Annotated in this window: 18 protein-coding genes and 1 pseudogene; 8 read left to right on the top strand and 11 right to left on the bottom strand. The window is 72.8% G+C overall.

Going from position 1 to position 24,691, the window contains the following annotated elements; all coding sequences use genetic code 11:
• Positions 1 to 227: 227 nt before the first annotated feature.
• Positions 228 to 617, bottom strand: coding sequence for an MGMT family protein (locus IGS69_RS23240; RefSeq protein WP_229829154.1), 390 nt, complete (start codon positions 615 to 617; stop codon positions 228 to 230).
• Between the two features lie 186 nt (positions 618 to 803).
• Between IGS69_RS23240 and IGS69_RS23235 the strand changes: the two genes are divergently transcribed.
• The 3 genes from IGS69_RS23235 to IGS69_RS23225 all read left to right on the top strand — a co-directional run bounded on the left by IGS69_RS23235 (position 804) and on the right by IGS69_RS23225 (position 6,898).
• Positions 804 to 3,542, top strand: a complete 2,739-nt coding sequence (locus IGS69_RS23235; protein WP_190902464.1) for a lysylphosphatidylglycerol synthase domain-containing protein — start codon at positions 804 to 806, stop codon at positions 3,540 to 3,542.
• Between the two features lie 117 nt (positions 3,543 to 3,659).
• A complete protein-coding gene (locus IGS69_RS23230; RefSeq protein ID WP_190902463.1) occupies positions 3,660 to 5,204 on the top strand; it encodes an alpha/beta hydrolase in 1,545 nt (514 codons plus the stop codon).
• 224 nt (positions 5,205 to 5,428) lie between these two features.
• The gene (locus tag IGS69_RS23225) at positions 5,429 to 6,898 is read left to right on the top strand and encodes an alpha/beta hydrolase (RefSeq protein WP_190902462.1); all 1,470 of its coding nucleotides are present in this window, start codon (positions 5,429 to 5,431) and stop codon (positions 6,896 to 6,898) included.
• A 125-nt stretch (positions 6,899 to 7,023) separates the two neighbouring features.
• Here the strand turns inward: IGS69_RS23225 and moeZ are convergent, their stop codons facing one another.
• The 9 genes and pseudogenes from moeZ to IGS69_RS23185 form a co-directional block, all read right to left on the bottom strand.
• The gene (gene moeZ / locus IGS69_RS23220) at positions 7,024 to 8,202 is read right to left on the bottom strand and encodes an adenylyltransferase/sulfurtransferase MoeZ (RefSeq protein WP_190902461.1); all 1,179 of its coding nucleotides are present in this window, start codon (positions 8,200 to 8,202) and stop codon (positions 7,024 to 7,026) included.
• Between the two features lie 63 nt (positions 8,203 to 8,265).
• Positions 8,266 to 9,015, bottom strand: a complete 750-nt coding sequence (locus tag IGS69_RS23215; protein WP_190902460.1) for a spherulation-specific family 4 protein — start codon at positions 9,013 to 9,015, stop codon at positions 8,266 to 8,268.
• Positions 9,003 to 9,962 carry an NAD-dependent epimerase/dehydratase family protein gene (locus tag IGS69_RS23210; protein WP_010047687.1) on the bottom strand — a complete coding sequence of 320 codons (960 nt, stop codon included), beginning with the start codon at positions 9,960 to 9,962 and terminating at the stop codon, positions 9,003 to 9,005. The genes IGS69_RS23215 and IGS69_RS23210 overlap by 13 nt, the downstream gene beginning before the upstream one ends.
• A 120-nt stretch (positions 9,963 to 10,082) precedes the next feature.
• Entirely contained in the window at positions 10,083 to 11,477 is a 1,395-nt protein-coding gene (locus IGS69_RS23205) for a hypothetical protein (RefSeq protein WP_190902459.1), read from the bottom strand.
• A complete protein-coding gene (locus IGS69_RS23200; protein WP_190902458.1) occupies positions 11,474 to 13,195 on the bottom strand; it encodes a DUF3492 domain-containing protein in 1,722 nt (573 codons plus the stop codon). Before IGS69_RS23200 ends, IGS69_RS23205 begins: the two co-directional genes overlap by 4 nt.
• Before the next feature lie 369 nt (positions 13,196 to 13,564).
• Positions 13,565 to 14,876: pseudogene (locus IGS69_RS23195) on the bottom strand (dipeptide ABC transporter ATP-binding protein); the annotation flags it as partial.
• A gap of 246 nt (positions 14,877 to 15,122) precedes the next feature.
• Positions 15,123 to 15,215, bottom strand: a complete 93-nt coding sequence (locus tag IGS69_RS35075) for an Ms4533A family Cys-rich leader peptide (protein ID WP_332836563.1) — start codon at positions 15,213 to 15,215, stop codon at positions 15,123 to 15,125.
• A gap of 68 nt (positions 15,216 to 15,283) precedes the next feature.
• Positions 15,284 to 17,044 carry a DUF3152 domain-containing protein gene (locus tag IGS69_RS23190; RefSeq protein ID WP_190902457.1) on the bottom strand — a complete coding sequence of 587 codons (1,761 nt, stop codon included), beginning with the start codon at positions 17,042 to 17,044 and terminating at the stop codon, positions 15,284 to 15,286.
• 8 nt (positions 17,045 to 17,052) lie between these two features.
• Positions 17,053 to 18,099 carry an alpha/beta fold hydrolase gene (locus IGS69_RS23185; protein WP_190902456.1) on the bottom strand — a complete coding sequence of 349 codons (1,047 nt, stop codon included), beginning with the start codon at positions 18,097 to 18,099 and terminating at the stop codon, positions 17,053 to 17,055.
• Positions 18,100 to 18,354: 255 nt separating this feature from the next.
• Here IGS69_RS23185 and IGS69_RS23180 point away from each other — a divergent pair, with 255 nt between their 5' ends.
• The 4 genes from IGS69_RS23180 to IGS69_RS23165 all read left to right on the top strand — a co-directional run bounded on the left by IGS69_RS23180 (position 18,355) and on the right by IGS69_RS23165 (position 20,402).
• Positions 18,355 to 18,579, top strand: coding sequence for a hypothetical protein (locus IGS69_RS23180; protein ID WP_190902455.1), 225 nt, complete (start codon positions 18,355 to 18,357; stop codon positions 18,577 to 18,579).
• 207 nt (positions 18,580 to 18,786) lie between these two features.
• Entirely contained in the window at positions 18,787 to 19,434 is a 648-nt protein-coding gene (locus IGS69_RS23175; RefSeq protein ID WP_190902454.1) for a TetR/AcrR family transcriptional regulator, read from the top strand.
• A gap of 153 nt (positions 19,435 to 19,587) precedes the next feature.
• On the top strand, positions 19,588 to 19,815 hold the full coding sequence (locus tag IGS69_RS23170; protein ID WP_030854792.1) for a DUF3107 domain-containing protein: 228 nt from the start codon (positions 19,588 to 19,590) through the stop codon (positions 19,813 to 19,815).
• A 317-nt stretch (positions 19,816 to 20,132) separates the two neighbouring features.
• The gene (locus tag IGS69_RS23165) at positions 20,133 to 20,402 is read left to right on the top strand and encodes a hypothetical protein (RefSeq protein WP_185014108.1); all 270 of its coding nucleotides are present in this window, start codon (positions 20,133 to 20,135) and stop codon (positions 20,400 to 20,402) included.
• Positions 20,403 to 20,456: 54 nt separating this feature from the next.
• Here IGS69_RS23165 and IGS69_RS23160 read toward each other — a convergent pair whose 3' ends face one another.
• Positions 20,457 to 21,206: a ferritin-like fold-containing protein gene (locus IGS69_RS23160; protein WP_190902453.1), complete on the bottom strand. Its 750-nt coding sequence runs from the start codon at positions 21,204 to 21,206 to the stop codon at positions 20,457 to 20,459.
• Positions 21,207 to 21,681: 475 nt separating this feature from the next.
• Between IGS69_RS23160 and IGS69_RS23155 the strand changes: the two genes are divergently transcribed.
• Positions 21,682 to 24,369, top strand: coding sequence for a DEAD/DEAH box helicase (locus tag IGS69_RS23155; protein ID WP_190904609.1), 2,688 nt, complete (start codon positions 21,682 to 21,684; stop codon positions 24,367 to 24,369).
• Positions 24,370 to 24,691 lie beyond the last annotated feature (322 nt).

The following is a 24,691-nucleotide window of genomic DNA, read 5'->3' as shown; positions in this document are numbered from 1 at the left end:
CACCGCGGGTGGCGGGCGGTGACCGCGGGGTGACGGGGGCACGCGCAGCCGACGCTACGCCGACGGGTGCGGCGGAAGCAGGGCTTCCCCTTCTTCCCGCCGGCCACTCTCGGCACTCGTGGCACTCATGCCCCTCGCCTCACGAACGTACGTCATGCCCCCGGTGTGCCCCGATTCCCCCGTACGGATCACGGGTCACACGACAGGCCGTCCGATGGCGGAAGCTGTCAGGTGTGACCCTCCGCGCGATCGCCGCCGTCCCACCGCGCCCGTCTCATGTCGATGCGCGGCAGGTGGCCCTCGGCGGCACGGCTCGCCTCCTTCAGGGGCGTGCCCTCCGCCCGGTAGTGGCCGAGCGCCCGCTGTTCGTGCCCCGGCAGCAGGACGCCGTCCGCGCGGACGACCCGCCACCAGGGAGCGGCTCCCCCGTAGAGCGCCATCACGCGGCCGACCTGCCGCGGGCCCCCCTGCTCCAGCCATTCGGCGACGTCCCCATAGGTCATGACACGCCCCGGCGGGATCAGTTCGGCGACGTCGAGGACCTGCTCGGCGTACTCGGGCAGCGCTTGCGCGGGCCCGTCCTCGTACCGGCCCCCCTCAGGGCTCTGCTCACTCATCCGCCCCATCCTGCCCCACCCCACCGACAACGGGTGGGGCGTGCTCCGGAGCGTTTCCCTCACCCGGCAGGGGCGCATCGGGCAGACTGTCCGCCCCCGCATGTGCACCCTGATTGTCCCGTGTGCCGGTGCGGCATGCCACCATCGTGCGGGCGGTGATCGGTGATACGAGATCAAGAAGAGACGATGAAGCAGCAGGGTGCGCACCCCGAGGACACGGAGGGCACCTCTGACGCTTCGTCGCGCCCGGGCACTCCGGCCGACGGTCCGAAGGGGGCCGCGAAGAAGTCCCGGGCGGCCGCCCAGGAGCCCGACTTCGCGCACATCGACGAGGTGGAGGGCGACGAACCGCTGCTCCCCGCGCGCGTGCACCGCCCGTCCGACCTGATGCGCCTGCTGGTGGGTGTGCTCGCCATCGCGATCCTGATCGGGATCGCCGCCTTCGCGCACGGCACCACCTCGGGCCTCGAACAGGACATCAACAAGGGCACCGGGCAAGCACCCGACCTGCTCATCAAGATCGCGGGGCTGGCCTCCAGCATCGCGATCCTGCTGGTGCCGGTCGCCTTCGCCATCGAGCGGCTGATCAAACGGGACGGGCTGCGCATCGCCGACGGCGTGCTCGCGGCGGTCCTCGCGCACGGTGTGACCCTCGCCACGGACCTGTGGGTGGCCCGGGCCGCCCCCGATTCGATCCAGGAGGCGCTCACCCAGCCCTCCCCCGGCGACATCCACGCGCTGACCGATCCCGTGCACGGATATCTGGCCCCGGTCATCGCCTACATGACGGCCGTCGGCATGTCACGCAGACCCAGATGGCGCGCGGTGCTGTGGGTCGTGCTGCTCCTCGACGCCTTCTCGATGCTCGTCACCGGGTACACGACCCCGTTCTCGATCATCCTCACCGTGCTGATCGGCTGGACCGTGGCCTACGGCACGCTGTACGCGGTCGGCTCGCCCAACGTCCGGCCCACCGGCCAGACGCTGATGGCAGGCCTGCGGACCGTCGGGTTCCGCCCGGTCAGCGCCTCACGCGAGGACACCTCGGACAACCCGGACACCGGGGACCGGGGCCGCCGCTACTTCGTCACGCTGGAGGACGGCCCGCCCCTGGACGTGACGGTGGTCGACCGGGAGCAGCAGGCCCAGGGCTTCTTCTACCGCGCCTGGCGCAACCTGACCCTGCGCGGCTTCGCCACCCGCAGCAGCCTCCAGTCGCTGCGCCAGGCCCTGGAGCAGGAGGCCCTGCTGGCGTACGCGGCCATCGCGGCCGGGGCCAACGCGCCCAAGCTGATCGCCACCTCCGAGCTCGGCCCCGACGCGGTGATGCTCGTCTACGAGCACAGCGGCGGGCGCACCCTCGACTCGCTGCCGGACGAGGAGATCACCGACGACCTGCTGCGCGACACCTGGCGCCAGGTGAAGGCCCTGCAGTCGCGGCGTATCGCGCATCGCAGGCTGGTGGGTGACGCGATTCTGGTGGATCGTTCCGGCAAGGTGATCCTCACCGACCTGCGCGTCGGCGAGATCGCTGCCGGCGATCTGCTGCTGCGCATGGACACCTCCCAGCTGCTGGTGACCCTCGGCCTGCGGGTGGGCGCCGAGCGCACGGTGGCCTCGGCGGTGGGGGTGCTCGGCCCCGACGCGGTGGCGGACTGCCTGCCGATGCTCCAGCCCATCGCGCTCAGCCGCTCCACGCGCGCGACGCTGCGCCGACTGGCCCGCGAGCGGGCACAGCGCGAACGCGAGGCGGTCCTTGAGGCGTCCAGGCAGGCCAAGCAGGGCCCGGGCGAGGACGCGGACGAAACGCCCGTCGTCCTGGAGAAGCCCGACAAGAAGCCCGACAAGAAGGCCGTACGGGCGGAGCAGCGGGCCGAGAAGCGGGCGATCGACGAGGCCCTGGAGGAGGCGCGCGAGGAAGACCTGCTCACGCAGATCCGGCACGCGGTGCTGCGGATCAGGCCGCAGGCGCCCGTCGAGCCGGCCCGGCTGGAGCGGGTACGGCCGCGCACGCTGATCAGTGTCATCGCCGGCGCGATCGGCGCGTACTTCCTGCTGACGCAGCTCACGCACATCGAGTTCGGGCCGCTGATCGCGAACGCCGAGTGGGGCTGGGTCGCCGCGGCCGTGCTGTTCTCGATGTGCAGCTACGTCGCGGCGGCGATGGCGCTGCTGGGGTTCGTGCCCGAGCGGGTGCCGTTCCTGCGGACCGTGGCGGCGCAGGTCGCCGGGTCGTTCGTGAAGATCGTCGCCCCGGCGGCGGTGGGCGGGGTCGCCCTGAACACACGCTTCCTGCAGCGCGCGGGAGTGCGGCCGGGGCTCGCGGTGGCGAGCGTCGGCGCCTCGCAGTTGTTCGGGCTCGGCTGCCACATCCTGATGCTGCTGTCCTTCGGCTATCTGACCGGCACCGAGAAGACGCCGTCCCTGTCGCCGTCCCGGACGGTCATCGCCGGGCTGCTCACGGTGGCCGTGCTGGTGCTGGTGGTGACGTCGGTGCCGTTCCTGCGCAAGTTCGTCGTCACGCGCGTGCGGTCGCTGTTCGCGGGTGTCGTGCCGCGCATGCTGGACGTGCTCCAGCGGCCGCAGAAGCTGGTCACCGGCATCGGCGGCATGCTGCTGCTGACCGCCTGCTTCGTGATGTGCCTGGACGCGTCGATCCGCGCGTTCGGCGACGATTCCACGTCGATCAGCATCGCCAGCGTCGCCGTCGTCTTCCTCGCGGGCAACGCCCTGGGGTCCGCGGCGCCGACGCCGGGCGGTGTGGGCGCGGTCGAGGCGACCCTGACGGTCGGTCTGATCGCCGTCGGACTGCCGAAGGAGGTCGCGGCGCCGGCGGTCCTGCTGTTCCGCCTGCTGACGCTGTGGCTGCCGGTGCTGCCGGGCTGGCTGGCCTTCAACCATCTCTCGCGCAAGCAGGCCCTCTGACACGACCGCGCGGGGAAGCAGAGCCTCCCCCGCCCCTCCTACCGCCTCCCCTGCCCCTCCTACCTCGTACGGCACGCGTCCCGCGCGCCCCGTTCGCCGCCGCCGCAGGATGGAGGCATGCCCTCCCTCCTCCGGCTGCGCGCCGCCGCACTGACCGCCTCCGCCGTGCTGCTGTCCACCCTGCTGGCGGGTTGCGGCGACGACGCCAAGGACGAGGACCTCACGCGACAGGACCTGAGCTGGAAGGGCTGCCCGGCCCCGGACGCGGCCCAGGGCGGCGGCACCTCACCCTCTCCCCTGCCGGACGACGGCGAGTGGCAGTGCGCGACCATGAAGGCCCCTCTCGACTGGGACGACCCGAAGGGCGACACGATCGGCCTGGAGCTCATCCGGGTCAGGACGACCGGCCCGGAGAACGCCCGCATCGGCTCGCTCATCTTCAACTTCGGCGGCCCCGGCGGCTCGGGCGTCACCTCGCTGCCCGCCTTCGCGGAAGGCTACGAGAAGCTGCGCACCCGCTACGACCTGGTCAGCTTCGACCCACGCGGCGTCGGCCGCAGTGAACCCGTGATCTGCGAGAACGACCAGCAGCTCGACGCCTACTTCCAGCAGGACGCCACCCCCGACGACGCCGCCGAGCGCACCGAGCTCGTGGACAACACCAAGGAGTTCAACGACGCCTGCGAGGACAACTCGGGGAAGATCCTGCCGCACGTGCGCACCACCGACACGGCCCGCGACCTGAACCTGATGCGTCAGGTCCTCGGCGACGACAAGCTGCACTACTTCGGCATCTCCTACGGCACCGAACTGGGCGGCGTCTACGCCCACCTGTTCCCCTCGCGGGTCGGCCGAGCCGTGTTCGACGCCGTCGTCGACCCCACGCAGAACCCCGAACAGGGGTCGCTGGGGCAGACCAAGGGCTTCCAGCGCGCACTCGACAACTTCGCCGAGAACTGCGTGTCGCAGGTCGAGGAGTGCCCGATCGGCGACAGCGCCCAGGACGTGAAGGACCGTATCGCCAGACTGCTGGCCGACCTCGACCGCAACCCGATCCCGGGGATCTTCCCGCGCCAGCTGACCCAGACGCAGGCGACCAGCGGCATCGCACAAGCGCTGTACTCGCAGGACTTCTGGGAGTACCTCACCGAGGGCCTGGAGCAGGCGTACGACGGCGACGGCAGGATCCTGCTGTCGCTGGCCGACGCGATGAACGGGCGCAGCGAGAACGGCGAGTACAGCAACATCACCCCTGCCAACATCGCCATCAACTGCGCCGACGACAAACCCCGCTACGACACCGCCGACGTCGAGCGGAAGCTGCCCGAGTTCCGGGCCGCGTCCGACCTGTTCGGCGACTACCTGGCGTGGTCCTTGCTCAGCTGCACCGACTGGCCCGTGCCGGGAGCCGCAAATGACCCGGACGTCAGCGCTCCGGGCTCGGCGCCCATCCTGGTCATCGGCAACACCGGCGACCCGGCCACGCCGTACGAGGGCGCGCGGGCCATGGTGAACGAGCTGGGCAAGGGCGTCGGCGTCGAGCTGACGTACCGGGGCCAGGGGCATGGCGCCTACGACAGCAAGAACCCGTGCGTGCAGGGGGCGGTGGACGGCTATCTGCTGGACGGGAAAGTGCCGCCGACGGGGACCGTGTGCACCTGACATCCGCAACGGTCCCTTCCGCCAGGGGGCCGTCTGCTCCTGACATCCGCAGCGGTTCCCTGCCGCCGACGGCGACCGTCTGCACCTGACATCCCCAACGCTCCCGACGAACTCGCAGGTCAGAAGGTTATCCACAGGCGGAAACGGCCGACGCCGGATCTGCCTACCATGGCCTGACCGCCATCCGCGGCACGAAGCGGACGGCCTGCGAGGGGGGATGGGCAATGACGCGCTTGGTTCGGTGGACCGCTCTGGCGGCCGCCTCGGCCCTGCTGGCCGCCGGCTGTGGCGGCGGTTCGTCCGGCGACGACAAGACCGGGCTCTCCTGGGGCCGCTGCAAGGCCACCGCCGAAGGCCCCGCGCCGAGCGGCGAATGGCAGTGCGCGACGGTGAAGGTTCCGCTGGACTGGTCGAAGCCGGACGGCGAGACGATCGGCCTGGGACTGATCCGCGCCAAGGCCCGCGGCGGCGACCGCCTCGGTTCGCTGCTGTTCAACTTCGGCGGGCCGGGCGCCTCGGGCGTGTCCATGATGCCGTCCTACGCGCCGACCGTCTCCTCACTGGGCGAGCGGTACGACCTGGTGAGCTGGGACCCGCGCGGCGTAGGCACCAGCGAGGGCGTGCGCTGCCGCGGCGACAAGGAGATCCAGGCCGCCGAGTCGGTGGACGTCACCCCGGACACCCCCGCCGAGGAGAAGGCGTACTTCGCGGACGCCGCCGACTTCGGCAAGGGCTGCCAGAAGGACGCCGGGAAGCTGATGGCCCACGTCTCGACCGCCGACTCGGCCCGCGACATGGACCGCATCCGTGAGGTCCTCGGCGACGACAGGATGAACTACTTCGGCATCTCCTACGGCACCGAACTGGGCGGCACCTATGCCCACCTCTTCCCGAAGAAGGTGGGACGCATGACGCTGGACGCGGTCGTCGACCCCACCGCGGACACCGTCGGCCATGCCCAGAACCAGGCCAGGGGCTTCCAGCGTGCGCTGAACGGCTACCTCAGGTCCACGGGCCAGGATCCGGAGGACGGCACACGCAAGATCGCCGACCTGCTCCGGCGCATCGACGACCGCCCCCTGGCGACGGGCGCGCCGGGGCGGAAGCTGACCCAGACCCTCGCGGTCACCGGCATCATCCTGCCGCTGTACAGCAAGGACAGCTGGCCGACCCTGACGAGCGCCCTGGAGGCGGCGGAGGAAGGCGACGGCTCGGAGTTGCTGGCCCTCGCCGACCGTTACAACGAGCGCGACCCCTCGGGGCGCTACGGCACGACGACCCACTCCCAGCGGGTCATATCGTGCCTGGACGACAGGCAGCGGCCGACGGTGGCCGAGACGAAGAAGCTGCTGCCGCGATTCGAGACGATCTCCCCCGTCTTCGGGACGTTCCTCGGCTGGGACACGGCCGGCTGGTGCCACGACTGGCCGGTGCCCGGACAGCACGACACCCCGGAGGTGAGCGCCCCCGACGCGGCACCCGTCCTGGTCGTCGGCAACACCGGCGACCCGGCCACGCCGTACGAGGGCGCGCTGAGGATGGCCGGCGAGCTGGGCAAGGGCGTCGGAGTGCTGCTCACCTGGCGGGGCGAGGGGCATGGCGCCTACGGCAGTGGGAGCGACTGCGTGGACTCCACGGTGAACGCGTACCTGCTGGGCGGCTCGGTGCCGAAGAACGGCAAGGTCTGCTCATGACGACGGCGGGGGCTTCGGGCACCCGTGATGCCCGAAGCCCCCGCCGCGGGGAAAGCGAGGCCGGAAACGGCCCGGTGGACCGGCTCGGCTCAGCACGCCGGCCGAGCTCGGTACCTCGGGACGGCTCAGTACACCGGCTTGGACGGCTCGATCTGGTTGACCCAGCCGATCACGCCACCGCCGACGTGTACCGCGTCCGAGAAGCCCGCGGACTTCAGGACCGCGAGGACTTCCGCACTGCGGACACCCGTCTTGCAATGCAGGACGATCTTCTTGTCCTGCGGCAGGCTCTCCAGGGCGGTGCCCATGAGGAACTCGTTCTTCGGGATCAGCCGGGCGCCCGGAATGGAGACGATCTCGTACTCGTTCGGCTCGCGGACGTCGATGATGTCGATGCTCTCGCCGTCGTCGATCCACTCCTTGAGCTGCTTGGGAGTGATCGTGGAGTCGGCGGCCGCCGCCTGGGCCTCTTCGGAGACGACGCCGCAGAAGGCCTCGTAGTCGATGAGCTCGGTGACGGTCGGGTTCTCACCGCAGACCGCGCAGTTCGGGTCCTTGCGGACCTTGACCTGGCGGTACTGCATCTCCAGGGCGTCGTAGATCATCAGCCGGCCGACCAGCGGGTCGCCGATGCCGGCGAGGAGCTTGATGGCCTCGTTGACCTGGATGGAGCCGATGGACGCGCAGAGCACGCCCAGGACGCCGCCCTCGGCGCAGGAGGGGACCATGCCGGGGGGCGGGGGCTCCGGGTAGAGGCAGCGGTAGCAGGGGCCGTGCTCGGACCAGAAGACGGACGCCTGGCCGTCGAAGCGGTAGATCGAGCCCCAGACGTACGGCTTGTTCAGCAGCACGCAGGCGTCGTTGACCAGGTAGCGGGTCGCGAAGTTGTCCGTACCGTCGATGATCAGGTCGTACTGGCTGAAGATGTCCATCACGTTGTCGGCCTCGAGCCGCTCCTCGTGAAGGATCACGTTCACGTACGGGTTGATGCCCTTGACGCTGTCGCGGGCGGACTCGGCCTTCGGGCGGCCGATGTCGGCCTGGCTGTGGATGATCTGACGCTGCAGGTTCGACTCGTCGACCTCGTCGAACTCCACGATGCCGAGGGTGCCGACACCCGCGGCGGCCAGGTACATCAGCGCCGGCGAGCCCAGGCCGCCGGCGCCCACACACAGCACCTTGGCGTTCTTCAGCCGCTTCTGCCCGTCCATCCCCACGTCGGGAATGATCAGGTGGCGGGAGTACCTGCGGACCTCGTCTACGGTGAGCTCGGAAGCGGGCTCGACCAGGGGTGGCAGCGACACGGGGACTCCGTTGGTCGGTCAATCACTACGGTTGTTCTCCCCGTAACAGTGCCATGGCCTTTTTCATTCCGAGACACCTGTTCCGATCCGCGAGACGAATTCGTCCCAGTAACCGGGCATGGCCTCCCAGGGGTCGGTGCTTCCGCCGCGATCCGTGTGGTCGGTCATCCAGACCGTCGCGGCGCCCTGCCAGCGGGCGATGCGCAGCGCCTCGGCCAGGTGCGGGTGGGGCACACCGTGGACGAAGTGGCAGAAGCGCTCGGGCGCGTGGTCGGCGGTCCACTCGGCCACCTGCGACCAGCGGTAGTCGCTCCAGGGTCCGGAGAAGGTGACCAGCTGGTCGGCGAGTTCGACGTAGCCGGGGTGCGGGTGGATGCCGTGACCGAGGACGACGTGGGCAGCGTCACGGATCACCCGCAGTGTGGCGACCGTGCGGCGGACCTGGGGCAGCCCGGCGTGGTCGGCCGGGCAGTGCTCCAGGAGGAAGCCGTCGACCTGGTACCAGTCGACGAACCGGTGGGCGTCCGAGATCAGCTCGCCGAAGTTGCGGGTGCCGTACCGGGTGTCGAGGCGGCCGAGGACGCGGATGCCCGCGTTGCGCAGCCGGCCGGCCGCCTCCAGGCAGTGCGGGTCGGGGCGGGCGCCGGGGCCGTCCGCCACGTTGAGGACGACCCAGTGCAGCGGAGTGCCGGGGCGGGTCAGCTCACCCCACTCGGTGGGGGCGAGGAGGGGATGCGCGAAGCCGGGGACGCCGACGCCGGGGCGCAGTTCGGTGTCCGAGGTGTGCCGCCGGGATCTGGTCAGATGCGGCATGCCGCCTCCATCCAGATGTCGGCGAGGGACTCCTCCAGGCCGATCCGGGGACGCCAGCCGAGCCGGTCGCGCGCGGTGCGCACGTCGGCCTGCTGCCAGCTGCCACAGCCGTCGGGGTACGGGTACGCAACGGGAGGGGCGTGGTCCGGGTCGGGGCGGGGGTGGCCGATGGCCGTGCGCAGGGCACCGGGCGGTCCGTCGAGTTCGTGGAGGGCGCCGCCGTATCCGGCGACGCGGGCGAGGACGGCGGCGGCGTCGCGCAGGCGCACGGCGCGGCCGGAGCCGATGTTGATGACGCCCTGTGCGGCGGAGAGCGAGGCGGCGTGGACGGCGCGGGCCACGTCGCGGACGTCGACGAAGTCGCGCTGTGCGCCGAGGCCGCCGAGTTTCAGCTCGCCGTCCCCGGACTGCATGGCCCGGCGCATGGCCTCGGCGAGGCGGCCCAGCGGGGAGCCGGCGGGGGTGCCGGGTCCGGCCGGTGAGAAGACCCGCAGGACGACGGCGTCCAGGCCGGAGCCGAGGACCAGTTCGGTGGCGGCGAGTTTGCTGACGCCGTACGGGCCGCCGGGCCGGGGTACGGCGTCCTCGGCGGTGGAGGAGCCGGGCTGGCTCGGGCCGTACTCCGCGCTGCAGCCGATCTGGACCAGCCGGGCGCCGCAGCCGCTGCGGCGCAGGGCCTCGCAGACGGTGGCGACGGCGACGGTGTTGTGGCGGGTGAGCTCGCGGGCCCCGCCTCGGGTGGCGCCGGCGCAGTTGACGACGACGCCCGGGTGGACCGCGTCGAGGAAGCGGGTGAGGGCGCCGGGGCTGCCGGAGGCGAGGTCGAAGCGGACGTCGGCGTCGTCACCGCGGCCGAGGGCGGTGAGCTGCACGGCCGGGTCGGCGAGCAGGCGGTCGGCGACGAAGCGCCCGATGTAGCCGTTGGCTCCGATCAGCAGGACTCTCATCGCACGGCTCCCCATGTCGCCGGGGTTCCTGGGTGGGTGATCATGCGGGTTCTCCTCGGGGCGGAAAGGTAGGGACGGGGCGGGTGCTGCCCGCGGCGGTGGCGCCGAGGCCCGATGCGCTCATCGCGCGGGCTCCGGCGGTGCGTGGGCCGAGGCCCGGGTGAGCTTGCGGGTCGTGTGGACCAGGAGGGCCAGCGCCGCGGCCCCGCAGGTGAGGGTGGGGACGCTGCCGGCGCCCCAGGTGGTGACGAGGGTTTGGACGGGGGTGGCCAGGAAGCCGGCACCCGGGAGGCGGGAGGCGAAGACCGTGGCGAGGGCGGCCGCCTCGACCGTGGCCGCCGCGGTGAGGACCACGGCGGGGGCGTAGAGGAAGCCGTGCGCGGTGAGGAGGCGGGCCAGGAAGAGGAGGGCGCCCAGGGTGAGGGCCTGGCTGTAGGCCGCGGGCTCGCCGAGGGCCGCGCCGCTGAGGGCGAGCAGGACTGCCAGGGCGCCCAGGAACAGGGCGAAGACGCCGAGCAGGAGGGGGCGTACGGCGGCGGCGAAGTCTTCCAGGCCGCGGCTGGCAGCGAGTTTGCGGCGGGCTCGGGCGGTGAGGAGGTGCGCGGCCCAGGCGGCGGGTGCGCAGGCCAGGGCGAGGGCCAGGACCGGGGCGGCGGTGAGGGGCCAGGGACCGTCGGCCGTGCCGGTGGGCAGGGCGTCGGGGCCTCCGGCGAGCGCGTTGTCGAGCAGGCCGTTGCCGAGGAGGGAGTAGGCGACGAGCCACACGGTCCACGGGGTGGTCCTGCCGGAGGCTGCGTCCGGCCGCGGCCCGGGCCGGTCCGTCCTGCTAAAAGGCCCCCGGCGCAAGGCCGCGTGGAGGGCCAGGGCCACGGCGAGGGCCCCGGCTGCCGCCGCGAACAGACGCGACCGCCCGTGGGTGAGGTGCACGGCGGTGATGGCGGCGGCGCACAGCGCCCCGGGCAGGAGGGTCAGCAGAACCCAGTCGGCGCGCAGGCGGGGAGCGGCGGGCGGGGCGGGCAGGGGCGTGTCTCCGTCCCGGGAGACGCGCGCGTACATCTCCTCGGCGAGGGAGAAGACGTCCCGGTGCCGGAAGCGGGCGGCGGTCCGGTCGGTGATGCCGTGCGCCTCCAGTCCGGCGGCGATCTCGAGGGGGTCCACCGCGCGCTCGCAGAGCTCCCGGTGCCGGTGCATCAGCGCTTTCACCGGATCGACGGCGCCGCGCCGAGGGGTGGAGGCGGCGCGGTCGGCGACCGACTCCGGCATTCCAGACCCTCTGTGCTCGGCGGCCGACTCCCGCCTTCCAGACCCTGCGCGGTCAACAGGGGACTCCGGCTCCCCAGGCCCTGGGCGGTGGGCGGCGGGCTCCGGCTCCCCAGACCCTGCGCGGTCGGCGGCCGACTCCGGCTCCCCGGACCCTGCGAGGTCAACAGCGGACTCCCGCTCCCCCGACCCCGTGCCGTCGCCGGCAGGGCCGGTTGGGGTGCCCGGTCGGTCCAGTTCGTCCAGGCCGCTCATCGTGCTCCCTCCGGGGCCGGGACGGGAGTGGTGGCGCGTACGGGCCTGCCCGTCGCCCAGCCGGGGCCGCCGCGGGCGGCGAGGCGGGGTGAGGCAGCGGTCCAGCCGACCGGCACGTGCGCCTCAGCGGGAACCGAGAACGGCAACGGCTCCCCCGCTCCGTCGAGAACGACCCGGCGGACGGGCGCACGCGAGACGATCTCCAGGTAAATGCCGTGAAATGCCTCGATGTTCTGCTCGACCGTGAACAGTTCGAGGGCACGGGCGCGGGCGGCGGCCCCAAGGCGCGCACGGCGCTCGGGGTCACGCAGCAGCGCCACGCACGCCTCGGCGAGCGCCCGCGGATTGCGCGCCGGCACGACGAGCCCGGTGCCGCCGATGACCTCCACGACCGCGCCGACGTCCGTCGACACCGTGGCGCGCCCGCAGAGCATGGCCTCGGCGAGGCCGACAGGGAAGCCCTCGACGACGCTGGAGAGGACGGTCACGGCACCGGAGGCGTAGGCGTCGGCGGCGACCGGGAGGTCGGGGCCGCCGATCTCCTCGAAGGACACCGGGTTGTCGCCGGCGGCGTGCGGGCCCGCGGCCTCGTCGGGGAAGAGCTGGGCGGCCAGTGTCCTGCAGTGCCCGAGGTAGGCCGCGCCCTCGGGGCCGCCGGGAGCGCCGACGATGCGCAGGCGGGTCTTCGGCTGCTGCTTGCGGACCTCCGCGAAGGCGTGCAGGAGCGAGACCAGATCCTTGGCTGGCTCGACGCGGCCGACCCAGACGAGCGTGCCCGGATCGGCGCAGTCCGGGGATTCGCCCACGTCCGCGAAGGGCCGTGCGTCCATACCGGGGTAGACCGTGCGGAGCTTCTCGCGGTCGGCGCCGCAGCGCTCCTGCCAGCGGCGGGTGTGGGTGTTGCCGGCGGTGACGACCTCGGCCCGCCCGTAGGCCTCGGCCGCGAGCCGCCCCTGGAAGGCGGCCAGCAGCGACCGTACGGCGGGTGGGGCGTCCGGGGTGGTGAGGTAGTGCGTCCGCAGGCGCACGCCGTACTCGGTGACCATCAGGGGCACGCCGGTGAAGTGCCGGGCCAGCAGTCCGGGCAGGACGGCCGTGCCGCCGGACGCGGCGTGGCAGAGGTCGACCGCGCCGAGTCCGTCGTCCTCGTACCAGTCGAGGGAGAGGGGGCGCAGGGCGCGTTCCAGATGGGCGGCGACGGCGAGCAGATCCGGGACGCGCGCCTCGCGCGCGGCGCGGTGGGCGCCGGGCGCGCGACAGGCGCGTTCGAGGGTGCGCACGGCGGCCTCCGAGCGAAGGGCGCCCGCCAGCCCGCCCTCGTCGCGGGCGAGTTCGGCGAGCCCGTACAGGGCGTTGGCGAAACGGTCCGCCTCAGAGGCCGGCGCACCCTCGGAGAGGCTCCTGACCGCTCCCGAGGCACCCACGGGGACCCCGCACAGCACGGCGGCCAGTTCCCCGAAGTGCTCGGTGAACCGCCGGCGTGCGCGGCGCCCGAGCACCACCTCGTCGTCCTCGGCCATCCACAGCGGGGCGGTGCGCACCCGGCGGACGTTCGGTGGCAGCGGGATCCAGCCCTCGTCCTCCTGGTGCTCGCTGCGGCTGAGCGCGTAGACGTCGAACTCGTGCTGGGCGAGTCCGTGTACCAGCCGGTCGCACCAGAGCCTGGCGTCACCGCTCACATACGGATAGCCACCTTCCGTAAGCAGTCCGATGCGCACGAGTGCACCCCCGATCTCCCGTATGGGGAGCCGCCGTTGCCCGGCGGCTCGCAGCGGGACGAACGTATGCGGACAAGGCGGTGGTGCGATGGACGGTTGTCCGTCGCACCACCAAAAGGGGTGAACGGTCGTAACTTTCCTGTGCGGGTCGCGTTCTGTCGCGCTAGGAGATCAAGCGGACACAGATCGTCATGCCGCGCCAACTCCCGACGCCGAGCGCCAAGCCTCCCCTCAACCGACTCCCGACGCCGAGCGCCGCCGCTCCCCGCGACCGACTCCCAACGCGAGCGCCGAGCCTCCCCGCAGCAAACCCCCTACGCAGCGCCCCCACGTCACGCCGCCGCCAACCCCCGACACCGCGCCCCCGCGTCACGCCGCCGCCAACTCCCGTCGCCGAGCCCGCCGTCGTGCCGCTGCCTCCGGGTCCAGTGCCGGTACCGCGGCGAGCAGCTGCCTGGTGTACGGGTCGCGCGGCGTCTCGTACACGTCCTCCGCGGGCCCCACCTCGACGATCCGGCCGCGCCGCATCACGGCGACCCGGTTGCTGACCTGGCGGACGACGGCCAGGTCGTGCGCGACGAAGACCAGCGCGAGCCCGAGTTCGCGCTGCAACTCCCCCAGCAGGGCGACCACATGCGCCTGGGTGGTGACGTCGAGGGCCGAGACCGGCTCGTCGCAGACGAGGACGCGCGGGTCGGCCGCGAGTGCCCGGGCGATGCCGACGCGCTGGCGCTGCCCGCCGCTGAACTCATGGGGGTAGCGCTCGTAATGCCCCGCTTCGAGCCCCACGCGCTCCAGCAGTTCCTCCACGCGCTCCCGGATGCGCCCCTCCTGCCGTTCACCTCGGGCGCGCAGGGGGTCGGCGATGGACTCGCCCACGCTGCGGCGGGGGTTGAGGGAGGAGACGGGGTCCTGGAAGACCATCTGCACGGCCGGGTTCACCCCGGTGTGCGGGCGGCCCTCGAAGACCAGCAATCCGGCCGTCGGCGCCAGCAGCCCGACGAGCATGCGCCCGAGGGTCGTCTTGCCGCTGCCGCTCTCGCCGACGATCTCGAGGGTCTCGCCGCGGCGCAGGGTCAGCGACACGTCGTCCACGGCCGTGACCGCCGCCTTCCCGTGGCGGACGCGCCCGAACCCGCGCCGCAGGCCGGTCGCCTGAAGGACGACCTCCCCGGGGGCCGTCGAGTCCTTCCGCGGTGCGTCCAGCCGTGGGACCGCGGCCAGCAGCTCCCGGGTGTACGGCTCGGCCGGTGCGCCCAGCACGCCGGCGACCGGGCCGTGCTCGACCGCCCGGCCGTGCCGCATCACCAGCACCTCGTCGACGCTCTCGGCGGCGACGCCCACGTCGTGCGTGACGAACAGCAGGCCCATGCCGGTCTCCTCGCGCAGGGTGTGCAGCAGGTCGAGGACCTGGGCCTGGACGGTGACGTCCAGGGCGGTCGTCGGCTCGTCGGCGATCAGCAGCCGGGGCTCGCACGCGAGCGCCATGGCGATCAGGGCGCGCTGGCGCATGCCGCCGCTGAACTCGTGCGGCCGGGACCGGGACCGCCGGGCCGCGTCCGGGATGCCCACCCGGTCCAGGACCTCCACGGCACGCGCGCGTGCCGCCCGCCGGGACACGCGCGCGTGCACCGGTACACCTCGGCGAACTGTCGCCGATCGCGTAGTACGGGTCGAGGGAGACGGATCAGGACACACGGATCAGGACACACGGATCAGGAATCACGGACCGCGGATCGCGGACTGCGGATCACGGACCGCGGACTACGGACCGCGGACTACGGACCGCGGATCACAGATCTCGGATACCGAGACGAGATGACGAAGGGTGAGACGGATGAAGACAGGCGTCTGCCCGGCGCCGGGTCGTCGAAAGAGCCGTGACGGAGTCACGGGGAGGGTCAGCGACGCGCGCCTGGGGCGGGCGTCAGCAACAGTGAATGTCGGCCACGCAGAGCGGGGTCACGCCGATGAGCGCCAGCTCGATGGCGGCGCGAACGGAGACGTGACGGGACGACATGCCCAGAAATATGAACCAACTTTCCGAGCATGTCAACGCGCGCGCCGCCACACCTGCGGTGACGCCTGTCAACTCCCGGGGTAGGGCCAGGCGTTGGCGCGGCAGTGGATGCCGTCGTGGTCGAGGAACTTGGTCTGCTGCTGCATGACCGGTGCGAGGTCGCCGTCCTTGTCGCAGGTGACGTGGCCGTAGCCGAGGCGGTGGCCGACCTCGTGGTTGATCAGCATCTGCCGGTAGGCGTGGATCTCGGCGTCGTCGTAGGTCTCCGAGCCCTGCGCCCACCGGTAGGCGTTGATCATCACGCGCTCGGTCGCGGCCGAGTCGCACGAGACGTTGTCCTCGGTGGTGTCCAGGCCCGACTTGGCGCACCAGTCGGCGGTCGTGCCGGGGCTGGCGAGCGTGATCACGAAGTCGGGCTCGCCGGAGTGGATGCGCTCGAAGGTGCGCGCGCCGTTGTGGGCCCAGCTGCGCTGGTCGTTGAGCGTCTTCTGCACGGCCTCGGCGAACAGCGCGCCGTCCAGCCCGAGCCCCTGCTCCACGTCCACGCGGTAGGTGAACTTCTGCCCGGCGCCCGGTGCCTTGGCGATGCCGGGAACGGCGTCGAACTTCCCGGATCCCGTGAGTTCGGCTCCGAGCGGGTAGATCCGGCCCATCTTCTCGTCGTACGTCAGGGGCTTGACCTCGGGAGCGGGCGCCCGGCCGTCCGCGCGGGACGCACCGCCCGGGAGGTCACGGGCCCGGTCGGGGGCGGACTGGGACTGCACGCCGGCGCCGCCGGGGTCGTCGGCGACCTGGCCGGCGACGATGACGGCCAGCACGGTGGTGACGGCCGCGGCCGCGATACCGGTGAAGGCGCGGCCCTTGCCGCCCCTGCCCGGAACGGGCGTACCGGTGGGCCCCGCCTCGTCGTGGCCGCCGGACCCGGAGTCGGCCGGGGTGCCGACGGTCCAGTCCGCGACGGAGGCGTAGGCGTCCGCGGCGTGCGCGGAGGCGGGCGTACGGGGCGCGAAGACGTCGTCCTCCTCGTGGAAGGCGTCGAGGTAGTCCTGCCGCGGCCCGGGCACGGAGGCCCGGCGCTGCCGCGGTATGGGAACACCGACACCGGCGGGCCCCCCGCCACTCCCCCTCAACTCACCCCAGCCGCCCCCGGCTTCCCGCTGCTCGGGATGGGCGCCACGCGCGTGCGGAAAGCCGTGCGCGGGAGTCCCGTCGGGCAGCCTCGGCACACCGTGCGGCGGCGTGCCCCCGGGAACCCGGGGCGTGCCGTGCGCGGGGGTACCGTCCGGCAGCCGGGGAACGCCCTGCGCGGGAGTCCCGTCCGGGAAGCGCGGAACGCCGCGTTGCGGACTTCCGTCGGCCGGCCTCGGAACGCCCCGTGCCGGAGTTCCGTCCGGGAACCGCGGAACGCCCCACGCCGGAGTCCCGTCGGCCATCCGGGGAACGCCCGGCGCCGGAGTCCCGTCAGGCAGCCTCGGCCCACCGCGTGCCGGAGTCCCGTCGGGCAGGCGCGGAACGCCCTGCGCCGGTGTGCCGTCAGGGTGCCAGCCGTCGGGCAGGCGCGGCATGCCGTGCGGCGGCGTGCCGTGCGGCAGGCTGCCGTCCATGGATGCGGGCCGCGGCCCCGGCACGCGGCGCTCTCCTGGCGGCGGCCAGCCACCCTGCGGCGCGCCCGGTGGTGCGGTCCGGGCTTCCCGGCGGGCCTCGGGTGGCTGGCCCTGGCCCTGGCCCGGCCTCTGCCCCTGCGCGGCACCGGTCCGGCCGGCCCGTACTGCTGCTGTGTCCGCGCTGTCGCCCTTGGCGACCGGCCCGCGGCGGCTGTGGCGTCCCACGTCGCGCCTCAGCCCCCCATGCTCTCGTCGGTGCCTTCTTCGTCGAAGGCGTCGCCCCCGGCTCTCGCCCGGTCGGCCCGCTTCGCTCGCTGCGCGCCCAACTCTCCCGCATCTTCGAGGAGTTCGCGAAACGCCATGGCCACGGTCTCCGGGTACTCCATCATCGCCACGTGACCCGCATCGGGCAACGTCACCAGCCGGGAGTCACGGAAGGCCCGGGCCGCCTTCTGGGCCATACGGAAGCCGACGAGCTGGTCACGGCCTCCGTAGACGAGGAGGGTCGGCGCCAGAACCCGTTCGGCCTGACGCCACAGCCCCTGCTGGCCGCCCAGCGTGTAGGCGTTGACGATCCCGCGCGCGGAGCGCGCCATCGCGTCCCAGAAGTACGGCAGCCGCAGCCGCCGCTCCATCTCCTGCACGGCGTTGCGGAATCCTTCCGGCGTCACCCGCCCGGGATCCCCGTAACAGAGCGCCATCACGCCGCGGACCCGCTGCTCCGCCGTCCACTCCCGGGTGAGCCGCGTGAAGAGCAGGGCGACACCCGGCACCGCCAGCAGCCCCGTGGGCACGGCGGCGCGCTGCACTCGGATTTCCGGCAGAGCGGGCGACACAAGCGTGAGCGTACGGACCAGATCGGGCCGAACCGCGGCGACACGGGTGGTGACGGCGCCACCGAGGGAGTTCCCGAACAGGTGCACGGGACCACGGCCGGAGGCGTCGAGGAAACGGATCACCGCGCGCGCGTGCCCCGTGACGGAGTAGTTGCCGTCGTCCGGTGGCGGGGAGTCGCCGAAGCCCGGCAGGTCGAGGGCCTCACCGTCGACGTCACCGTCCAGCAGCGCCATCAGTGCCGACCAGTTCTGCGAGGAACCGCCGAGCCCGTGCACGTACAGCGCGGGCGGCAGCCCCTCGCGCGCGGGTGGTCTCGACCGGACCGTCAGGGTGACCCCGGGCAGTTCGACCGACCGCAGGCGCTCGCCCTCCGCGACCCGGACGGTCCCCACCTTCGGCAGCACATTGGCGGGCGGCACGAACGGCAGCTCGGTCGAAGACATGCGGCAATGTTACGAGACGATCACGCAGTGACTCATGTGTTCGCCTGTGTTCGCCGTCACAGGAATCGGCCAGTTGAGGTGCCGGAAAGGGAGGCACCCGGGGGTGCGTGGGTAGCAGTCGACGGGACGAGCACTGCGTCACGTCCTGGACGCGGATCGCATAGCGTCCGGATCGGGTGTCTCCTAGGCTCATGGAGAGGGCACCCGCGTGTGGCCCCTGCATTCCCAGGGACGTTCGTAGGAAGGGAGCCCAGCATGGCCGTAGACCCCACCGACCCGGAGACGTTCGAGGCCGAGGAAGCGCCCGAGCCGCAGGAGTTCGACGTCGAGGCCCCCGAGGTCGACGCGGCCGAGCAGCATGCGGAGCTCGCGCCGGACCACGACGACCCGCTGACCGGCGTCGACCCGCTCCGCGCCAACGAGGCCGATCTGGTGGAGCAGGCCCGGATCGTCTCGCTCGACGAGGACGACTACCGGTGAGATTCGCCGCCGACGGGCGACGAACAGCTTCACCGAACGGGAAAGAGGCAGCATTTTGCCCGCTCTGCCCCTGTTTGAAACTTTCGCAACCGCTTTCGTATCCGTCCGGTCCGTGAAATTCTGCGTTCTCACCGCGCACACCACGGTTACCGAAAAGTACGATGGCGACGCGGCCAGATCCGCACGTGGACGACTATGGGAGGCGGCGTGACAGCCATCGAGCAGACAGAGGCGGTTCGCCCGCGGGGCACACGCCTGCCGCGCCGTGCCCGACGCAACCAGCTCCTGGGTGCCGCCCAGGAGGTCTTCGTGGCCCAGGGCTACCACGCGGCAGCGATGGACGACATCGCGGAGCGCGCGGGCGTCAGCAAGCCGGTGCTCTACCAGCACTTCCCGGGCAAGCTCGACCTCTATCTCGCGCTGCTGGACCAGCACTGCGAGTCGCTCATCCAGTCCGTACGGAACGCGCTCGCGTCGACGACCGACAACAAGCAGCGCGTCCGGGCGACGATGGACGCCTACTTCGCCTACGTCGAGGACGACGGCGGCGCGTTCCGCCTCGTCTTCGAGTCGGACCTGACGAACGAGCCCGCCGTGCGCGAGCGCGTCGACAAGGTCACGAACGAGTGCGCGGAGGCGATCTGCGACGTCATCGCCGAGGACACCGGCCTGTCGCGCGCGGAGTCGATGCTGCTCGCTTCGGGCATGGGCGGCCTCGCCCAGGTGGTGGCGCGGTCCTGGCTGCACAGCGACCGCAGCGTGCCGCGCGACCAGGCCGTGCAGCTGCTGACCTCGCTGGCGTGGCGCGGCATCGCGGGCTTCCCGCTGCACGGCATGGACCAGCCGAACCACTGACGGCCTCTTGTTCCCGCCCGATGTTCTTGTTCCCGCCCGATGTTCGCTCGTGGCGTTCTCGGGCGGAGCATGTACGTCCCCTCACCGGGCTAATGTGTGCTGCGTACGGCGCGGAAGGCCGCGCACATCACTGACCGTCGGAGGGACATAGCCGTGGAGGTCAAGATCGGCGTGCAGCACGCGCCCCGCGAGATCGTTCTGGAGAGCGGTCAGACTGCCGAGGAGGTCGAGCGCGTGGTCGCCGAGGCGCTGGCTGGTAAGTCTCAGCTGCTGAGCCTCGTGGACGAGCACGGCCGCAAGCTCCTCGTCCCGGCCGACCGTCTCGCGTACGTCGAGATCGGTGAGCCGGCCCCGCGCAAGGTGGGCTTCGGCGCGCTGTAGGCGCAGGCACGCGAACGGGGCGGGACGGCTTCGGCCGTCCCGCCCCGTTCGCGTGCCGTCCGTCCCGCCCCGTTCGCGTGCCGTCCGTCCCGCGCCGTTCGCGTGCCCCCGGTCCCGCCCCGTTTGCACGCCCCCCGTTTGCGTCGCCCTCTCCCGGACACCCCTCCCGCGTAGCCCTCGGCTTCCCCTTGCGGCGCACCGGTTCCTTCACGGATGGAGCACAAGTCGCCCACAGGGGTGGATTGGATTCCGCAGGTCAGGGGTAAGACGGGCTACGACCGATTTGGGCAGGCCGGCCATGTGGGAGGGACCCCGACATGCTCCTGGAAGCGCTGAGTTCCGCGATCCTCGGCCTCGCTCTGGCGTGGGCGGCGACGCAACGTCTGCCGCACCGTCTCCCGGCCCGCCCCATGGTCCTGTCGACCGGCGTCGCCGGTGCCCTCTTCGGGGCCTTCGTCATGCACAGCGCGCTCGACGCGGGGCATGTGCTGCTGGTCCTGCTCGGCGCGGCCATCGTCTCCGTGGCCTCGCTGTCGCTGCTGCTGCGCCCCGCGGGAAGACTGCGCCGCCGATCGGCGACCGCGTGACGGGCCGCCGATGGTGGCGCTTGTGACCTCGTGGACCGGCCGGACGGCGCAGGCCTAGGCGGCCAGCCCCAGTGCGGCCATCCGCTTGGTGTGGGCCTCGGTGATCCGCGAGAACATCTTGCCGACCTCGGCGAGATCGAAGCCGTCCGCGACACCGCCCACCAGCATGGTCGACAGCGCGTCCCGGTCGGCGACCACCCGCTGGGACTGCGACAGGGCCTCGCCCATCAGCCGCCGCGCCCACAGCGCGAGCCGCCCGCCGACGCGCGGATCGGCCTCGATCGCGGCCCGTACCTTCTCCACGGCGAAGCCGCCGTGCCCCGTGTCGTCGAGCACGGCCAGCACCAGATCGCGGGAGTCGGAGTCCAGCCGGGCGGCGACCTCGCGGTAGAAGTCGCTGGCGATGGAGTCGCCGACGTAGGCCTTGACCAGTCCCTCCAGCCAGTCCGAGGGGGCCGTCTGCTTGTGGAACCCGTCGTACGCGGCGACGAACGGCTCCATCGCCCGCGTCGGCTCCTCACCGATCTCGGCGAGCCGGTCGCGCAGCCTCTCGAAGTGGTGGAACTCCGCCGACGCCATCTTCGCCAGCTCCGCCTTGTCCGCCAGCGTCGGCGCCAGCTTGGCGTCCTCCGCGAGCCGCTCGAACGCCGCCAGCTCCCCGTAGGCGAGCGCACCGAGCAGGTCCACGACAGCGGCGCGGTACTGCGGGTCGGCGGAGGCCGTCGCCCAGTCCCGGGCGGCGACTGAGGTGGGTTCGGCGGCGGCGGTGTCCGAGGCGTTCTCAGGCTTGTCAGAGCTCGTCATGAAGCGCACAATAGCCCGCCCGCCGGGAGGCGTAAGGCCCTGGTGAATCACTGTGACGACGACTACGTGACCGAATCGGCCATCGCATGTGCGCGAATCCGGGGTATGGTGGTAATGCGCCTGCTGGTACGTCGACGTACCTCGACAGGCCGCACGTATGAGGATGCCCGGTCGGTGGCCCGATCGGCTCCGACCCGACAGCCCTCCCCGGCCGTCCGCCACAGTGCGTACGAGACCCGGAGGGGGACACCCTCAGCGGCACGAGCGCTAGAGCGTCGGCGCGGTCCCGTGCTCTACGGCCCGCCCGTAGGCAGCCGACGTCCCCGGCACGGTCTGACACGACCCCGCGCTCGCCTCGCGCCGCCCACACAGAAGAGGCAGCACCCTGACTACGTTCCGAGAGCTCGGAATCCTTCCCGAGACCGCCGAGGCCCTTGAGGCCGTCGGCATCATGACCCCCTTCCCCATCCAGGAGATGACGCTCCCCGTGGCCCTGTCGGGCAAGGACGTCATCGGCCAGGCCAAGACCGGCACCGGCAAGACGCTGGGCTTCGGTCTCCCGCTCCTCGAGCGCGTCACCGTCCCCGCCGACGTCGAGGCCGGGCGCGCCGAGCCCGAGGCTCTCACCGAGGCCCCGCAGGCGCTCGTCGTCGTCCCCACGCGCGAGCTGTGCACGCAGGTCACCAACGACCTGCTGACCGCGGGCAAGGTGCGCAACGTCCGCGTCCTCGCCATCTACGGCGGCCGGGCCTACGAGCCCCAGGTCGAGGCCCTCAAGAAGGGCGTCGACGTGGTCGTCGGCACCCCGGGCCGGCTGCTGGACCTCGCCGGGCAGAAGAAGCTGAACCTGAAGCACGTCAAGTCCCTCGTCCTCGACGAGGCCGACGAGATGCTCGACCTGGGCTTCCTGCCCGACGTCGAGAAGATCATCAACATGCTGCCGGTGCGGCGTCAGACCATGCTGTTCTCGGCGACCATGCCGGGCGCGGTCATCGGCCTCGCCCGCCGCTACATGTCGCAGCCCACGCACATCAGTGCCACGTCGCCGGACGACGCGGGCGCGACGGTCGCGAACACCAAGCAGTACGTCTACCGCGCGCACAACATGGACAAGCCCGAGATGGTCGCGCGCATCCTCCAGGCCGAGGGCCGGGGGCTGGCCATGGTCTTCTGCCGTACCAAGCGCACGGCGGCCGATCTCGCGGACCAGCTGAAGCAGCGCGGTTTCGCCTCCGGCGCGGTCCACGGCGACCTCGGCCAGGGCGCCCGTGAGCAGGCGCTGCGGGCCTTCCGCAACGGCAAGGTCGACGTGCTCGTCTGCACCGACGTCGCCGCACGCGGCATCGACGTCGAGGGCGTGACGCACGTCATCAACTACCAGTCGCCCGAAGAGGAGAAGACGTACCTGCACCGCATCGGCCGTACGGGCCGCGCGGGCGCGAAGGGTACGGCGATCACGCTGGTCGACTGGGACGACATCCCGCGCTGGCAGCTGATCAACAAGGCGCTGGAGCTGGACTTCAACGACCCGCCGGAGACGTACTCCACCTCCCCGCACCTCTACTCCGACCTCGGCATCCCCGAGGGCACGAAGGGCGTCCTGCCGCGCTCGGAGCGCACGCGCGCCGGGCTGGACGCGGAGCAGCTGGAGGACCTGGGCGAGCCGGGCGGCCGCGGGCCGCGCGGGCGCGGCGGCCGGGGTGGCCGCGGCGACCGGGACGAGTCCCGTTCGGCCGACCGCGAGCCGTCGTCGCGTACGCCGCGTCGTCGCCGCCGCACCCGTGGCGGGGCCACGGTGGACGGTGCGCCGGAGTCCACCGGCAGCACCGCGCCGGGCACCACGGCCACCGGCGGTGCCGCCGAGGCCGACGCCGTGACCGGTCCGCGCACTCCGCGTCGCCGTCGCCGCACCCGCGGTGGGGCGCAGTCCGAGCAGGCTCAGGTCGCGGCGGTCGAGTCCCCCGCCTCCGAGCAGGCGGAGACCGCTGTCGCCACGGCGGAGGGCACGGCCGCGGAAGCCGCCGAGGCGGCCTCGAAGCCGCGCCGGCGCCGCACCCGCCGGTCGTCGGAGACGCCGGCGGTGGCGACCGAGGCCGCGGTGACGCCTGCGGAGCAGACCGAGGCGTCAGCGGTGACGCCGTCGGCCGTGGAGCCGGCGATCGTCGCCGAAGCCCCGGCCGCCGCGGAGACGGCACTGCCCGAGGCAGCCGCCACGCCGCGCCGCCGCACCCGCAAGGCCGCCGCGTCCACGGCCGAGGCGGCTGTCGACACAGCCGAGGGGACCGTCGCGTCCTCGCCGGAGCCGGCGGAGACGAAGCCGCGTCGCACCCGCAAGACGGCCGCGAAGGCCGAGACGGGCGTCGACACGGCGGAGGCGACCGAGGCCAAGCCGCGCCGCGCCCGCAAGGCCGCGGTCGCGGTGGAGGACACCGCCGCCGAGCCGGCCGAGACGGCCGAGGCGAAGCCCCGGCGTACGCGCAAGGCGACGGCGGCGGCCGAGACCGCACTCGACACGGCGGAGGCCACCGAGGCCAAGCCGCGCCGCCGCACCCGCAAGGCCGTCGAGAGCACCGACGCCACGGGCACGGCCACCGCCGCCCCGGACGCGGAGGCCGTGGAGGCCAAGCCGCGCCGGACGCGCAAGGCCGCCGCCCCGGCGGAGGCCGCCGTCGACACGGCCGAGGGCACGGAGGCCAAGCCGCGCCGCCGCACCCGCAAGGCCGCCGAGGCCGCCGAGGCCGCCGAGGCCGCTGTGGCAGTCGCCGAGATCCCGGCCCAGACGGTTCATGAGCCGGAGGCCGCCGAGGCCAAGCCGCGGCGGACGCGCAAGACGGCCGCCGCCGCCCCGGACGCGGAGGCCGCCGAGGCCAAGCCGCGCCGGACGCGCAAGACCGCCGCTGCGGCGGCGGAGGCCGTCGTCGACACGGCCGAGGGCACGGAGGCCAAGCCGCGCCGCCGCACCCGCAAGGCCGCCGAGCCCACCGAGATCCCCGCACAGGCGGATCAGGAGCCGGAGGCCGCCGCCAAGCCGCGTCGCACGCGCAAGGCGACCACGGCTGCTACGGCAGCCACGGCTGCCGCTTCGGAGGACGCGGCGGAGGCGAAGCCCAAGGCTCGGCGCACCCGCAAGGCCGCCGCCACCGCGGAGCCCACGGAGGGCTGACCCACTCACCCCTCTGCGACGGCCCGGCCCCCTCACGGGGAGCCGGGCCGTCGGCGTTCACAGTTCACCCCGCACACAGGGCCCGACCCCGCCCAGCCACCAGGGCACGGCGCCGATCCCCGCCGATCCCCACCCACGCGCAGCGCGCCCCGCCGATCCCGCCCGCCGCACAGCGCCGCTCCCCGTCGCCCCCCACCCGGGACACAGGGCCCGACCCCTTTGATCCCCACCCCGCACACAGGCCCCGACCCCGCCAATCCGCCCGGGCACAGCTCCAGCCTTCCACCGACCCCCACCGCCCCCCCGACGCACAACACCCCTC

Origin of the sequence: Streptomyces tuirus (genome assembly GCF_014701095.1) — a bacterium.
In the GTDB taxonomy this organism is placed as follows: domain Bacteria; phylum Actinomycetota; class Actinomycetes; order Streptomycetales; family Streptomycetaceae; genus Streptomyces; species Streptomyces tuirus.
This window is presented reverse-complemented; position numbering and strand designations above follow the sequence as displayed.

Excerpts from the sequence above, each read along its gene's own strand:
- IGS69_RS23240 (WP_229829154.1), bottom strand. The coding sequence starts at position 617 with ATGAGTGAGCAGAGCCCTGAGGGGGGCCGGTACGAGGACGGGCCCGCG.
- IGS69_RS23235 (WP_190902464.1), top strand. The coding sequence starts at position 804 with ATGAAGCAGCAGGGTGCGCACCCCGAGGACACGGAGGGCACCTCTGAC.
- IGS69_RS23230 (WP_190902463.1), top strand. The coding sequence starts at position 3,660 with ATGCCCTCCCTCCTCCGGCTGCGCGCCGCCGCACTGACCGCCTCCGCC.
- IGS69_RS23225 (WP_190902462.1), top strand. The coding sequence starts at position 5,429 with ATGACGCGCTTGGTTCGGTGGACCGCTCTGGCGGCCGCCTCGGCCCTG.
- IGS69_RS23215 (WP_190902460.1), bottom strand. The coding sequence starts at position 9,015 with ATGCCGCATCTGACCAGATCCCGGCGGCACACCTCGGACACCGAACTG.
- IGS69_RS23210 (WP_010047687.1), bottom strand. The coding sequence starts at position 9,962 with ATGAGAGTCCTGCTGATCGGAGCCAACGGCTACATCGGGCGCTTCGTC.
- IGS69_RS23205 (WP_190902459.1), bottom strand. The coding sequence starts at position 11,477 with ATGAGCGGCCTGGACGAACTGGACCGACCGGGCACCCCAACCGGCCCT.
- IGS69_RS35075 (WP_332836563.1), bottom strand. The coding sequence starts at position 15,215 with ATGTCGTCCCGTCACGTCTCCGTTCGCGCCGCCATCGAGCTGGCGCTC.
- IGS69_RS23185 (WP_190902456.1), bottom strand. The coding sequence starts at position 18,099 with ATGTCTTCGACCGAGCTGCCGTTCGTGCCGCCCGCCAATGTGCTGCCG.
- IGS69_RS23180 (WP_190902455.1), top strand. The coding sequence starts at position 18,355 with ATGGCCGTAGACCCCACCGACCCGGAGACGTTCGAGGCCGAGGAAGCG.
- IGS69_RS23165 (WP_185014108.1), top strand. The coding sequence starts at position 20,133 with ATGCTCCTGGAAGCGCTGAGTTCCGCGATCCTCGGCCTCGCTCTGGCG.
- IGS69_RS23160 (WP_190902453.1), bottom strand. The coding sequence starts at position 21,206 with ATGACGAGCTCTGACAAGCCTGAGAACGCCTCGGACACCGCCGCCGCC.
- IGS69_RS23155 (WP_190904609.1), top strand. The coding sequence starts at position 21,682 with ATGACGCTCCCCGTGGCCCTGTCGGGCAAGGACGTCATCGGCCAGGCC.